Origin of the sequence: Streptomyces sp. NBRC 110035 (genome assembly GCF_000829695.1) — a bacterium.
Lineage (GTDB): Bacteria > Actinomycetota > Actinomycetes > Streptomycetales > Streptomycetaceae > Streptomyces.
In genome coordinates this window covers 246,750-261,243 of the sequence record NZ_BBNN01000027.1, presented here as the reverse complement: position 1 = coordinate 261,243, position 14,494 = coordinate 246,750, and the positions used below count along the sequence as shown (strand labels likewise).

Sequence of the window (14,494 nt, the reverse complement as noted above, 5' to 3'; positions counted from 1 at the left end):
CCCCTGCGACCCGCGATAATGGGCGGGCCCTGATGGGGGGGCCTGACCATGTACGACCGAACCGCCTCAGGAGGCCACGGGTGACCGCCGTCCAGACAAGTGCGGAGCAGAGCGGCGTCACGACCGGCCAGGATCAGTACCCGGCCGGAGCCCAGGTGGTCGTGCGGGACGAGGAGTGGCTGGTCAGGAGCTCGATGCCGACGGAGGACGACGGTACCCGGATCGAGGTCGTCGGGGTGTCGGAGTTCGTCCGTGACCAGGAGGCCGTGTTCTTCTCCGGCCTGGACCGCATCGAGCTGCTCGACCCTCGTGAGACGACGCTCGTCATGGACGACTCCCCGAACTACCGGCGCTCCCGGCTGTTCCTGGAGGCGGTCCTGCGACGCACCGCGCTCCCCCAGTCGGAGCGTCGGCTCGCCCTGGCCGACTCGTTCCTGATGGACCCGCTGCCGTACCAGCGGCGCCCCGCCGAGCTGGCTCTGTCCGGCGCCAACCTCCGCCCGCGGCTGCTGATCGCGGACGTGGTGGGTCTCGGCAAGACCCTGGAGATCGGTCTGACGCTGGCCGAGCTGATCCGGCGCGGCCGGGGCGAACGCATCCTGGTCGTCACTCCTCAGCACGTGCTGGAGCAGTTCCAGCACGAGCTGTGGACGCGGTTCGCGATCCCGCTGGTGCGGCTGGACTCGGTCGGCATCGAGCGGATCCAGCGGGAGATCCCGGCCGGCCGCAACCCTTTCACCTCGTTCAAGCGGGTCATCGTCTCCATCGACACCCTGAAGAACACCGACCAGTACCGGCACCATCTGGAGCAGATCCGCTGGGACGCGGTCGTCATCGACGAGTCGCACAACCTGATCAACCGCGGCTCCCTGCGCAACCAGCTCGCGCGCACCCTCGCCCCCCGCACCGACGCCCTGATCCTCGCGTCGGCGACCCCGCACAACGGCGACGCGAAGTCGTTCGCGGAGCTGATCGGCCTGCTGGACCCGGTGGCGATCCGGGACCCGGAGAGCTACCGCGCGGCCGACATCGAGCACCTCTTCATCCGCCGGACGAAGATCAGCCCCGAGGTGCGGGATCAGATGAAGGGCCAGTGGGCGGACCGCGGCCCCTCCCACTCCGTGCACTGCCCGGCCACCCCCGCCGAGGAGAAGGTCTTCGAGGAGCTGGCGGCCGTCTGGCTGCCCGGTGACGGCGGCACCTCGGTGAGTTCGGTGCCCCTCTTCCCGTACACGCTGCTGAAGTCGTTCCTGTCGTCCCACGCGGCGCTGCGGGCCACGGTCTCCGCGCGGATCAAGACCCTGGAGAAGAAGGACGACCCGCAGGGCACCGCGGCCGAACTGGCGGCCCTCTACCGGCTGTCGGAACTGGCCGCCGACCTGACGGAGGCGGATTCGGCGAAGTTCGCCGCCCTCGTGCGTCAGCTCCGCGAGGAGATCGGTGTCGGGCCCGGTTCCGACGAGCGGGTCGTGGTGTTCTCCGAGCGCGTGCAGACCCTGGAGTGGCTGGCCGAGGTGCTGCCCACGGCACTGGGCTTCAAGGGCCGGGCCGCCCGTGACTGCGTCCGGATCATGCACGGCGGTCTCTCCGACGAGCAGCAGATGGCCTGCGTCGAGGAGTTCGGCCTGGCCGACACGCCCGTACGGGTCCTGGTGACCGGTGACGTGGCCTCCGAGGGTGTCAACCTGCACCGCCAGTGTCATCAGTTGGTGCACTACGACGTGCCGTGGTCGCTGATCCGGATCGAGCAGCGCAACGGCCGTATCGACCGCTACGGGCAGGCCAGGCCCCCGGAGTTCCGTGCGCTGATCCTGACCAGTGAGGCCGAGGGCGCCAAGGACGACACGGTGGTCGCCGAGCGGCTGCTGGAACGTGAGGACCAGGCCCACCGTTCCCTGGGCACGGCGGAGGCGGTGACCGGTCTGTACCGGGCGGAGGCGGAGGAGAAGTCCCTCATCCAGGACCTGCTGCGCGGCCGGACGGTGGACGAGTCCCTGGACGCCCGCCGCTCCGGCGCGGACGATCAGGACGCGGGGCTGGACGACTTCCTCGCGGACTTCTTCGGCCCGGTGGGCGAGGAGGCGCCACCGGCGGAACCCACAGAAGTCGACGGCTCCGCTCCCGCTCCTGGTACGGAGTCGCCGGGCGGCCGGGGCGCCGCGAGCCCCGTGCTCCCCCGGCTCTTCGACTCGACCGCGCAGTTCCTGGACGACGCGCTGCGCGAGGTGTACCCGGACGCCCGTACCTTGCTGGAACTGGACCGCGACCAGCAGTCCGGGCTGCTCTCGTTCCGCCCGCCGACGGAACTCGTCCACCGCCTCAAGGCGCTCCCGAGCGACTACCTGCGCGAGCAGCGGCTGCGCGAGCGCATGCTGGTGACGTTCAACCGCCGCCTCGCCGAACACTCCCTCCAGCGCGCCCGGGAGTCGTCCACGTCGAGCTGGCCGGAGATCTCCCTCCTCACGGACCTGCACCCGGTCGTCGAGTGGCTCACCGACAAGGTCCTGGTCGGGATGGGCCGCCAGGAGGCCCCCATGATCACGGCGAACGTGGCGGAGCCCGTCTATCTCGTCCAGGGCGTGTACTCGAACAAGCTGGGCAGGCCCACGGTCGTGAAGTGGATGGGCGTCACCTGGCGGAAGGCAAGCGGGGAAGGCCTGGTCGACGACGACATGGTGTCGCTGCTGCGCCGCTGCGGTGTCGGTCCCACGATGGCGAACAAGCGGCGCTACCGCGATCCCACGCCCCTGCGCGAGGCCCTCCCCCACGTCCTGGACACGGCCGAGGCGTTCCTCAACACGCACCGCGACGCCTGGGACGAACCGCTGCGCGAGCCCATCGAGCAGTACAAGCGGCGGCTCGGCACCTGGCGGCAGCCCACCCTCGCCGGGGAGCGCACGAAGGAGCGCCTCGCCGATCTCGCCGACTCCCTGCTGACGACGGGCCGGCCGCTGCTGCGGGTCCTCGCGGTGCTCGTGCCGGACCCGGACCGCAGGGACGGCGACGACGGCCCGCCGCTCGTCTTCCTCGCCGCCCCGGCCACGTCCCCGTCCCGGTTCTGAGAGAAGCACTGCCATGACGTACGACTCCCTGGTCAACCGCGGCGACTACTTCTCGGCCCACTATCTGGCCGAGGTACTCCCGAAGGACCTCAAGTCGGGCCTGTTGCAGGCGTGGAAGGACCGCGAGGAGGCGGCGAAGCCGCCCGCCGGAGGCACCACCGCGGAGGCCGATGCGCTCGACGCGTCGACGCCCGGCGCCGACGAGCTGCCGGTCACCCCCCGCGCGGGGTTGCGGGCGCTGCGCCGCGACTACTTCCGGGCCCGGTCCTTCTTCGCCGTCCCCAAGGACAAGGACGGCATCCCCGTGGTCCGGGAGGGTGACGAGGAGAAGGCGACTTACGGCGACTCGGAGTGGCGGGAGCGGGTACGGGCGCTCAACGCCGAGGTGTTGCGTGCCCTCGGCTACGACGCCAAGCCGCGCACGCTCACCGTGGTGCGCGCCGGGCAGACCCGTGAGATCCCGGTCGCCCACGCCGAGAAGGGCCTGGTCGCAGTGGACTGCGGCTGGGCTGCCGAACCGGATGCCGCCCTCGACAAGAACGGCCGGGGCCGGCTGCTGGAGCCTGTGCCCCTCGACGGTCTTCCTTCGCTGGCGACCGGCGACAAGCTGGCCAGGTTCCTGTTCGCCTGCGAGGAACCTCCCCGGTACGTGCTGCTGCTGTGCGGCGGGGTGATCGTCCTCGCGGACCGGGTGGTGTGGGGCGAGGGACGCTCCCTCGGCGTCTCCCTCGACATCGCGCTCCAGCGCAACGACACCAGGGCGGGCGGCGAACTCGACACGGTGGCCGCGCTGTTCGGCGCGGACTCGCTGCGCACGCCGGAGGAGGGCGGCGAGAACCCCCTCTCCGAACTCGTCGGGAAGTCCGCGAAGCACGCGGTGGGGGTCTCCAGCGAGCTGCGCGACGGCCTGCGCAAGAGCGTCGAACTCATCGCGAACGAAGTACTGGAACGACTGCGCGATCAGGGCCTGCACCCCGAGGACGTCGGCGAACTCACGGACTTGGGACGCCAGTTGACGCGCGAGTCGCTGCGCTACCTCTACCGGATCCTGTTCCTCCTCTACGCGGAGGCCCGCCCCGAGCTGGGCATCCTGCCGGCCGACTACCCCGAGTACCAGCAGGGGTACGGCCTCGGCCGGCTCGCCGAGCTGATCGCCGACCGCGAGCCCATCAGCGACACCGCCCGCAACGGCTTCTACCTCTACGAGTCCCTGGACCTGCTCTTCGGCAAGGTCCAGGACGGCTACCGCCCGCGCCGCACCCACGGCGTGGAGACGACGGTCGACGGCATAGACGCCAGGACCAGCGAGGACATCGGCCTGCGCTTCGAACCGCTGCACAGCAAGCTGTTCGAGCGGGACGCCATCCGGCTGATCGGCAACGGCAGCCTCCCCGACCCGCGCTTCGACTCCGACGAGGCCCTGGCCAGGGGCGAGTCCGTGCGCTACCTCGACACCCGGCTGCGCAACGCCACGCTGTACCAGGTGCTGCACAGCCTGATGATCACCCGGGGGAAGCGGGGCGAGCGCGGCGGCTTCATCTCGTACGCCCAGCTCGGCATCAACCAGCTCGGCGCGGTGTACGAGGGACTGATGTCGTACAGCGGCTTCATCGCGGGCGAGGAACTGTACGAGGTCGCCAAGGGCGGCGATCCGAAGGACGGCTCGTGGCTGGTCCCCAAGTCGAAGATCGACGAGTATCCGGACTCGGTGTTCGTACGGCGCCGGGACCGGCGCACGGGCGAGGACGTCCGGGTGCGCCACGCCCCGGGCTCGTTCGTGTACCGCCTCTCCGGCCGCGACCGGCAGACCTCCGCCTCGTACTACACACCGGAGTCGCTGACGAAGGTCACCGTGCAGCTGGCCCTCCAGCAGCTGCTCACCGAGGAGACCCGGGCGAAGGAGCTGCTGAACTGGCGGATCTGCGAGCCGGCACTCGGCTCGGGCGCGTTCCTCAACGAGGCGATCAACCAGGTCGCCGCGGAGTATCTGCGGCGCCGGCAGAGCGAGTGGGGCCGGTCGATCGACACCGAGCAGTACGCCGTCGAGCTCCAGAAGGCCAAGGCGTACATCGCTCTGCACAACTCCTACGGCGTCGACCTCAACGAGACGGCCGTGGAGCTGGCCGAGGTGTCGCTGTGGCTCAACACGATGCACCCCGGTATGGAAGCGCCCTGGTTCGGCCTGCACCTGCGGCGCGGCAACTCGCTGATCGGTGGAAGGCGGGAGGTGTACGGCCCCGACCGTCTGAAGAAGGGCGGCTGGCTCGGGACCACTCCGGAGCGGTTCGCGTTGGCGGACGCGGTGGGGGGTGCGGCGCTCCCGGAGGGCTCGGTGCACCACTTCCTGCTCCCGGCGAAGGAGTGGGGTGCGGTCGCCGCCGAGAAGGAGGCGAAGGCGCTCGCTCCGGAGGCCGCGAAGGCGCTGGGTGCGTGGCGGAAGGCGATCACCAAATCGCCGACCGCCCGGCAGACCGCCCGGCTTCAGGGACTCGCCCGGCGGGCCGAGTACCTGTGGGGCCTGGTCGTACGGCGGCTGGAGCTGTCGGAGCGGGACATCTCGCGGCGCATCGGGGTGTGGGGCGCGGAGGACGACTGGCTGCGGCGGCCGGAAGTCGCGGTGCAGCGGGACGAGGTGCTGGCCGACCTCCAGGCCGAGGACACGCCGTACTGGCGGCTGAAGACGCTCATGGACGCGTGGTGTGCGCTGTGGTTCTGGCCGGTGCAGGGCGCCGCGCTGCTGGACGGTACGGATGAGCGGTACGCGCGGGCCGAGGCGTTGGCGGAGCGGGCGGCGGAGTTCGAGGCGGCCGGGGTATCGGCTGCGGCCGGCGAGGAGGACTCCGGAGTGCTGATGGCCTGGGAGGCGGATGCGCTCCCGGGGTTCGCTGCTGAGCCCCAGCAGATGACGCTGACGCGGGATTCGGTGTCGCGCCGCCGTACGGGGCGCCGCGCGGAGCAGGTCAAGGGGCAGCGCCGGGAGGTCATTCCGCTGGCGGGGCTGGACGACTGGCTCGACTTCGCGGAGGCGTTGCTGGGGACGCAGGATGTGCCGGGCGAGTCGCTGGTGTCGGCGTTCGAGACGCTGGACGACCTGTCTGTTTATGAGGACGAGCTGCCCGAGTGGATGGGCATGGAACGGTTCCAGGGACTGGAGAACCGGTTCCTGTGGGCGGCCACGGCGAGGGATGTGGCCAAGGCTCAGGGGTTCTTCCACTGGGAGTTGGAGTTCGCGCAGGTATTTGCGCGGGGTGGGTTTGACTTGCAGGTGGGGAATCCGCCTTGGGTTCGGCCGACTTGGCAGGAAGACCTGGTTCTGGCTGAAATGGAACCGTGGTTCGCTCTAGCCGATAGACCAAGTACCGCTGAATGGCGGCTACGCAAAGAAGACCTGCGGGATACCTGTGTCGAAAATATGAGGTTTCTCCTCAGCGAACTGGCCACCCATGCGGGGTCCGTAGCCGTACTGGGCAGCCCGGTCGCGTTTCCGCTTCTCCTCGGGACCCAAGGCGATCTCTACCGCGCCTTCATGGCGCAAGTTTGGCAGCACATCGCACCGCGCGGAAGCGCTGGCATGATTCACCCGGATACGCACTTCGGCGGCGCACGCGAGGGCTCCATCCGGGCAGCTGCCTATCAGCATCTCCGGGTCCACGCACACTTTGTGAACTCGGCGAACTGGGCATTCGAGGACCTTTCTCGTTCACAGGAGTTCGGAATGCACATCTACGGCACGTCGCAGGAACCGGACTTTCTGCACGTCAGCCAACTCCGCGACGCGGACGTGCTGCCCGACTCGCTTGACCACGACGGACGAGGCGCTACACCCGGCATCAAATACAACAGCTCATGGGACATCCGGCCACACCGTGAGCGTGTGGTACATGTCGACATGGCCTTGCTGGCCAGCTGGCATGCCCTGACAGGCTCAAGGGGGGGAGCCACACAAACCACTCTGTTGTATCCGGTCCTCGTCGGCGAACAAGGAGCAATCGAGGCACTGGCTGCCTATCGCAGCAGCCTGGCCGATTATCACCCGATGACCTCAAGTGGATACCACGAAAGCGGCGCCAAAAAGGACGGACTGATCCGCTGGGGCAATCAGGCCGTCCCCGCGCTCAACGATGTCATCTTTCAAGGACCACACTTCTCGTGTGCTAACCCCTTCTATAAAGAGCCGATGATCCCTTGCCGTAACCAAAGGCACTGGCACACACTCGTACCGACGGAGCTTTCCTTCACGTGCGTCCCTGTAACCAACTATGTGCGAGCCACCGATGAAGCAACGTATCTAGCGGCACAGGACTCTTGGCTCGAAAGGCCCTCCACGTCGTACTTCCGGCTCGCTTGGCGAAAATTGATCCCCTACAACACCAGCCGCAGCCTGCAAGCCGCCCTGATCCCGCCTGGCCCCGCCCACATCGACGCCGTGAACTCCCTGGCCCTGGCGGACAACCGGCTAACTACGCTCAATGCGGGCTTCTGGGCCGCCCTCCCCCTGGACTACCTACTCCGCATCACCGGCAACGCCAACCTCCACTTTGCCGAAGCCCGCAAGATGCCCGCCCCTGACCCGGCGCACCCCCTAGTACCCGCCCTACTACTGCGCACCCTTCGCCTGAGCGCACTCACCACCCACTACGCCCCCCTCTGGACGGAGCTGTTCGACCCCCGCTGGGCGGGTTACGAGGACTGGGCCAACCCCTACTGGCCCCACCTGAAGCCCCTCGCCGCCGACCTCAAGCCAACCTGGGAGTACAGCACCCCTCTCCGCACCGAGCACGAGCGCCGCGCCGCCCTCGTCGAACTCGACGCTCTCGTCGCCGTCTGGCTCGGCATCACCGCCGACCAGCTCGCCGCGATCTTCAAGTCCCGCTACCCGCAGCTGTACGACTACGAGTCGGCGACCTACTTCGACGCGAACGGCCGCAAGATCGCGGCCGACTTCAACACGTACGGTCACGGCCAGACCAAGCAGGACTACCTCGATCTCCTCGCCCACCTGGAAGACCCGGAGCGCACCCCTCCCCCGGAGGGCTACCAGGCCCCCTTCTACAAGGCCGACCGAGAGGCGGAGATGAGGGCCGCGCACGCGCACTTCCAGACCCGACTGGACGCGGAGATCGCCGCCGGGCGCTGGGCACCACCCGTCCGCGAAGCCGTACAGGTGTAGTCGGCGGGCCCGCCGGACACAGATCTGCCCCTGACTTTTCGTCAGGGGCAGATCCAGCGCCCTACCGGACGGCGAAGCCGACGAACGCGGTCCAGGCCGACGCATCGACCGCAAGGCCACGGCGGGCTATGTCCTTGGAGTCGCGCACGCGGACGGTGCGGGGGCAGACAGCGACCTCGACACACTCGCCGCCCGAGCCCGTGCTGTAGCTGCTCTTGAACCAAGCCGACGCAGGCACGGCGGCGGAGGACTTCTCGGCGTTCATTGTTCTCCCAGCAACTTCTCGACGAAGGTCAGTGATGCGCGCGGGGTGAGCGCTTGAGCCCTGAGGATGCCGTACTGCTCCTCGATCTCCCGGACTGCCTTGCGCTCCGTGTGCAGGCGGCTGTCCTTGTATCCCTCCACGTAAGCGATCCTCCGCCCGTCCCGCGTCTCGATCAAGGTGAAGGGGCCCTCAAGTCCAGCGTGCTCCTCCAGCTCCGTTGGCAGCACCTGGATTTCGACATTGCGGCGCTGCCCGTAGAGCAAGATGTGCTCCAACTGGCCCCGCATGACCGCCCGGCCCCCGAGTGGCCTCCGAAGCACTGCCTCCTCGATGACGAAGCTGAGGGTGGGCTGCGGCGACCGAGCGAAGATCTCCTGCCTGGCGAGGCGAGCCGTCACCCGCTCGTCGATGACCTCGTCCGGCAGCAAGGGCCGCCACATGGTGAACACCGCGCGTGCATAATCCTCGGACTGCAAGAGCCCCGGCACAGCCTTGGTCGCGTACACGTGAAGCTCAACCGCCTCCCCTTCCAACCTGGCCGCATCCCGAAAGAACGCCGGAAACTGCGCCCGCGCAACCTCCTCCTTCATCTCCTGGAGGACCCCACCCGCGTCCAGCACCTCGTCCGCCTGGTCGATGAACTTCGGCGGCGGCACCCGGCGCCCCTGCTCGTACGCGGCGATGGTCGACACGGAGTAGCCCGTCACGGACCCGAACTCGGCCCGTTCCAGCCCCGCCCGTACCCGGAACCTCTTCAACTGGCGTCCGAAGACCCGCAGGATGCCGGAGCCCGCCCCCGACTCCCGTTCCTCCCTCTCCGCCCCGGACTCCTCCTCGGCCAACCCAGCCACCTCGCTCATGCTCCGCACCACCTCCCCGGCCAACGCGCCCCCGCGCCGACCGTCACGCACCGCCTCGCTTACACACACCGACACCTCATGTACAGCTACCGCCCGTGTGCACGTCGTATCTCGTCACGGTAAAACCGGCACGTCAGCGTGGACCACATGAACACCGAAACTTCCCCCGCATCGGGGGTCGCACCGCGCCGGACCCGCCGCGAGTTCGCGATGCGCTTCACCTCGTCCACCCGCGGCGCGCGCCTCGCCCGCCGTCTCGTCTCCCACCGGCTGGACTCGTGGGGCCACCCCTACACCGGTGACGTCAACGAGACGCTGTCGCTGATCACTTCGGAGCTGGCCGCCAACGCCGTACGGCACGGGCATGTCGCCGGGCGGGACTTCCACCTACGACTCTCCGAGACCACCGGCGGCCCGCGCACCCTGCGCGTCGAGGTCACCGACACCCGCACCGAACGCGTACCGCTGCTCACCACCCAGGAGCCACCCGGGGACCAGGAGTCGGGGCGGGGCCTGCTCATCGTGTCCCAGCTGGCCACCCGTTGGGCGGTCGCACCGCGCACCGACGGACCCGGCAAAACCGTGTGGGCGGAGCTGTGCCTGCCCGCAGAGGCACAGGCACCGCCTCCGATCAGCCACTTTCCCGCCAACGCCTGACGGGTTTTCGGAAACACGCGCGCCCGCTGTCGGACCCGCCAACTATCGTCGTCCGCTCACGCCTCCACCAGGCACACCGCAGATCGAGGGGACGCACTGTGACCACCACGCCCGAGGAACGGACCGGGTTCCGGATCTCCGTCGTCGACGAGGACCCGTTGCGGGCGCGCAAGGAAGCACGGGAGCTGCTCACACAGATCGCCGACGCCGATCCCGAGGCGGCGCTGGACGTTCCCCGGCGGGACACGGGCGCGCCGGCCGACGGGTCACTGAAGGGCGGGCTCACGGCCGACACCATCGGCGTGCTGATCAGCGCCGGGTCTCTGGTCGCCGCCGGGGTGCAGATCTGGCTGGCCCGGGTGCCGCAGCGGACGATCGTCGTGAAGCGGCCGGACGGGGCGACCCTGCACATCACCGGGAAGGAGGCCCGCGAGGACGACGAGCGGATCGAACGGTTTCTCGCGGGCGGTGGTGAGACGCCCCGCCGCACGGAGCTGGACGGCCCCGGCGACAGCCCCGCGGCGGGCTGAGCCCGCATGACCGACAACGACCGGTTCGCCATGCTTGTGGGCGTGTCCACGTACGACAGTGACGCGTACCCGGACCTGCCACCCGTGCGCGCCGATCTGCACTACATGCGGGCGGTGCTGGAGAACACCGAGATCGGCATGTACAACGACTGCGCGATGGTCGCCGAGCCGACCCGCGCGGAGATGCTGCACGCCGTCGAGACGTTCCTCGACGCGCGGCAGCCCAGCGAGACGGCCCTGCTGTACTTCAGCGGGCACGGCGAGTTCTGCGAGGACGACAACCAGCTGTACTTCCTGACCCGGGACACCGACCCGGCCGATCTGCCGGGTACGGCGGTCCCGGCGGAGTTCCTGGAGCGGATGCTCCAGTCGTGCCGGGCCGCCTCGAAGCTGGTGCTGCTGGACTGCTGCTCCAGCGGCTCCGTCGTCCAGGGATGGACCGCGAAGGGGCCGGCGGAGCAGCCCGCGCGGCCCGCGCCGAGCACGCTGCTGCGGCCCACCGGCGTGTACTTCATCACCGCCTCCGACGCCCTCCAGTCCGCTTCCGCGATGGCGCCGGACGGGTCGAGCCTGGGTACGTCCCGGTTCACCGGGGAGATCGTGGAGGGGCTGCGCAACGGGCGGATCAAGGAGGGCGGCTGGATCACACCCGACGACCTCTTCGAGTACCTGACCGCACAGATGAGGCGCGACGGCGTACCGGAGGAGCAGCGCCCCACCAAGTCCACGATCCGGGCCACGAACCAGCTGCCCTTCGCCCGGTCGGTGGCCCGCCCGGTGCGCCTCCCGGTACCGCCGCGCGACGCGGCCGGGGCGGCCCGGCGGTCCCCCGCCCTGCTGAAGGCACGGGAACTGGCCGCGCTGGACGCGCGGGACGGCGTCGACCGGGAGCGGCTGCTGCGGTACTACGCGCACTGCCTCACCGCTCAGTCGGCGGCCGGCATGCGGCCCGACCGGGACAGCGGGCGCGGCTCGAAGTACTTCCTGCTGGGCCAGGGCGAGGAGACCATCCAGTCCGGTCGGGGTGCCGTCTTTCCCGCTCCCGGGACACTGCCCAAGCCGCAGGGCAGGTCGGCCGGTGCGAGCGGCGGTGACACGGGGGCGCAGCAGGAGTACTGGTACGGATATCCCGCGATCACCCTGCCCGTACACGACGGCGGGGCCCGGGGACGCCGTACGACGGTGGAGCTGGCGCCGCTGCTCATCCAGCAGATGGAACTGGCCCCGGACGAGGAGGGCCGGGACGTGCTCCGGCCCAGTGGCGTTCCCTCCCTGCACACGGGTGTCGTCTCGGAACTGCTGGACGCGGGCGACGCGGCCGACCTCATCGCGCACTGGCAGCCGTCCTGGCAGGAGGGCAACGACGCGCAGATGCTGCGCGCCGTACGGGAGTTGCTGGAGACGCTGGGGCTGCCGGAGCTGGAGCCGCTCGACCCGTCCGCGCTCAGCGAGCGGACGGTGATGCAGGCGCTGCGGCCCGGCGCGCACAACGCGGCCGTCCTGCTGGTGCCCTCGGGGGTGGAGGCCAAGGCCACCGAGGCCCTGGTGGACAACCTGCTGCAGATGTCGGCCCGGACCGGGCAGATCCCCGGCACCGCCCTGGACGCGCTGCTGAGCGGCGGCGAGGGCGGCGCGCGGGGCGCGTCCGTCGTCGTGGTGGCTCCGGGGCCGTGCAACGAGAGCCAGGAGTCGGTCATCTCCTCGGCGATGACGCGGCCGCTGACGGTGGCGACCGGGCCGCCCGGCACGGGCAAGAGCGAGGTCGTCACGGCCGTCGTCACCACCTGCGTCGCCGCCGGGCAGTCCGTGCTGGTCGCCTCGACGAACAACGAGGCCGTGAACGTCGTCGCCGAACGCTGCGACGACATCGCTCCCGGGCTGCTGATGCGGACGGGCAACACCGAGGCACTGGTGCGGGAGGCGGCCAAGCTGGAAGGGCTGCTGGGCGAGCCCGCCCAGGCGCCGCGACGCGGATCGGCCACCGTGGGCGGGCAGTTGCGCAGTGCGCGCAACACGGCCGACGGACTGCGGGCACAGGCGGCGCGGCACGTCGGCGAGGAGGGGCGCCTGCTGGAGCTGCTCCGGGACCGCGCGGAACGGGCGGAAGCGCTGGAACTGCCGCTGCCGCTCCTGGAACGGGTGTGGGCGGCGACCGGTGACGACGGTTCGGCCGCTCTGAGCCACTGGGAGGACCGGGCGCGGAAGGTGGCCGGTGCTCCCTGGTGGTTGCTCGGCCCGTGGCGTCGGGGACGGGCCCTTGCCGCACTCGTAGCGGCGGCGACCGATGACGCGCAGGAGGACCGCCCGGACGTACCGGACCGTCCGGACCTGCCGTCGTGGCCGGAGTGGGCGACCGGGCGGCCGGTGCCGGCGGAGTTGCTGGAGTCGCTGGCGGACACCGTGGCCGTGGAACAGGAGGTGCGGGCGCTCGTCCCCCGGCACACGGGATGGGACGAGGACGGGCTGCGGCGGTCGCGGCTGGAGGCGGCGGGCACACTCTCGGAACTGGCGGCGGAGCTGTCGCGGGCACTGTCCGCAGAGGCGCTGACGCGGGGGCGGGCACTCATACAGCAGCGGCTCCAGGCACTGCGGAGCCGCTCGGGCTTCCAGCGCAGCCAGAAGAACCTGATGGCGCACATCAAGGGCTGGGCCGTCAGCACGCACTCGGTGCGGCAGCTGGAACTGACCCCGAAGCTGTTCGACCTCGTCGTCATCGACGAGGCGAGCCAGTGCTCCATCCCGTCGGTGCTTCCGCTGCTGTTCCGGGCCCGCCGGGCGCTGATCATCGGCGACCCGATGCAGCTGGGGCACATCCCCGGCGTGTCACCGCAGCAGGAACAGCAGGCGCGGGTCCGGGCCGGGCTGAGCGCGGCGCAGCTGGAGGACCACCGGCTCACCTACCACGTCTACTCCTCGTACCACGCGGCCGAGCAGCACGGTGACTCCGCGCTGCTCCTCGACGAGCACTACCGCTGCCACCCGAGGATCGCCGACGTCGTCAACGGCTACTGCTACGCGGGCCAGTTGCAGGTGCTCACCGACGTACGGCGGCAGGTCCCGGCCCTCGACCCGGTGGGGGCGGCCGACCCGGCGCCGGCGCTGGGCTGGGTCGACGTGCCGCGCGGCGAGTCGGCGCCGGGCGGCGACGGGAGGTCCTGGCGCAACCGGGCGGAGGCGGAGGCCGTACGGCGGGTGGTGGACGAACTCCTGGAGCGGCTGCCGCAGGAGGCCAGGGTGGGGGTGGTCACTCCCTTCCGGGCGCAGAAGGAGGCGTTGGCGCGGATGTGGCGCGACGACGACCGCGTCCGGGTCGGCACCGTGCACGCCTTCCAGGGCGGGCAGCGCGACGTGATGGTGCTGAGCCCCGTGGCCGCGCACAACACCCCGCCGAGGACGACCCATTGGGTCGCGAGCCAGGTCAACCTGTGGAACGTGGCGGTGACCCGGGCGAAGTCCCAGCTGATCACCGTGGGCGCGCACGCGTTCTGGCAGGGGCAGAGCGGTCTGCCGACCCTGCTCGCGGACCGCTCGGCGCTGCTGGGGGCGGACACCGACGAGGCCGAGGGGCCGGTGGTGACGGCCACGCCGGCGACCGGGTTCCGCGAGGAACTCGCCGACCGGCTCCAGCAGTACCTCGCCGAGCGCGGGATCACCGACCTGGAGCGGGCGGCGGTGGTCGGCGGCCACCCGGTGGACCTGCTGTTCACCGAGGCCGGGCAGAACACGGCGGCCCTGATCGACCTCGGTCCGCCGCCCGGTATCGACCCGGCACGGCACCTGCGGCTGACCCACGCGCGGGGCGACCTCCTGACCGGGCTGCCGTCCGGGGGCTACGGGGCGAAGACGTGCCCGGTGGGCCGTGTGGTTCGGGTGCCCGCGTGGCGGATCCTGGCGGGCGAGGACATCCTGGCACCGGTGTTCGACTGAGCCGGGGAGGCCCCTTGCACCAG

The 14,494-nt window shown here is 70.3% G+C and carries 7 protein-coding genes; 5 read left to right on the top strand and 2 right to left on the bottom strand.

Going from position 1 to position 14,494, the window contains the following annotated elements; all coding sequences use genetic code 11:
• Nucleotides 1-80: 80 nt before the first annotated feature.
• Together TU30_RS18085 and TU30_RS18080 are read left to right on the top strand one after the other, a co-directional pair.
• Entirely contained in the window at nt 81-3,062 is a 2,982-nt protein-coding gene (locus tag TU30_RS18085) for a DEAD/DEAH box helicase (protein WP_042171232.1), read from the top strand.
• A gap of 13 nt (nt 3,063-3,075) precedes the next feature.
• Nucleotides 3,076-8,232, top strand: a complete 5,157-nt coding sequence (locus TU30_RS18080) for a restriction endonuclease (RefSeq protein ID WP_042171229.1) — start codon at nt 3,076-3,078, stop codon at nt 8,230-8,232.
• 61 nt (nt 8,233-8,293) lie between these two features.
• On the opposite strand, the gene TU30_RS18075 is transcribed toward TU30_RS18080, so the two are convergent.
• Complete coding sequence (locus TU30_RS18075; protein ID WP_042171227.1) at nt 8,294-8,497, bottom strand: DUF397 domain-containing protein; 204 nt, start codon at nt 8,495-8,497, stop codon at nt 8,294-8,296.
• Nucleotides 8,494-9,357, bottom strand: coding sequence for a helix-turn-helix transcriptional regulator (locus TU30_RS18070; protein ID WP_042171438.1), 864 nt, complete (start codon nt 9,355-9,357; stop codon nt 8,494-8,496). The genes TU30_RS18075 and TU30_RS18070 overlap by 4 nt, the downstream gene beginning before the upstream one ends.
• Before the next feature lie 147 nt (nt 9,358-9,504).
• Between TU30_RS18070 and TU30_RS18065 the strand changes: the two genes are divergently transcribed.
• The 3 genes from TU30_RS18065 (at nt 9,505) to TU30_RS18055 (ending at nt 14,471) form a co-directional block, all read left to right on the top strand.
• Nucleotides 9,505-10,014: an ATP-binding protein gene (locus tag TU30_RS18065; protein WP_042171436.1), complete on the top strand. Its 510-nt coding sequence runs from the start codon at nt 9,505-9,507 to the stop codon at nt 10,012-10,014.
• A 98-nt stretch (nt 10,015-10,112) separates the two neighbouring features.
• Nucleotides 10,113-10,544, top strand: a complete 432-nt coding sequence (locus TU30_RS18060; RefSeq protein ID WP_042171224.1) for a hypothetical protein — start codon at nt 10,113-10,115, stop codon at nt 10,542-10,544.
• Nucleotides 10,545-10,550: 6 nt separating this feature from the next.
• A complete protein-coding gene (locus TU30_RS18055) occupies nt 10,551-14,471 on the top strand; it encodes an AAA domain-containing protein (protein ID WP_042171222.1) in 3,921 nt (1,306 codons plus the stop codon).
• The last annotated feature ends 23 nt before the right edge of the window (nt 14,472-14,494 follow it).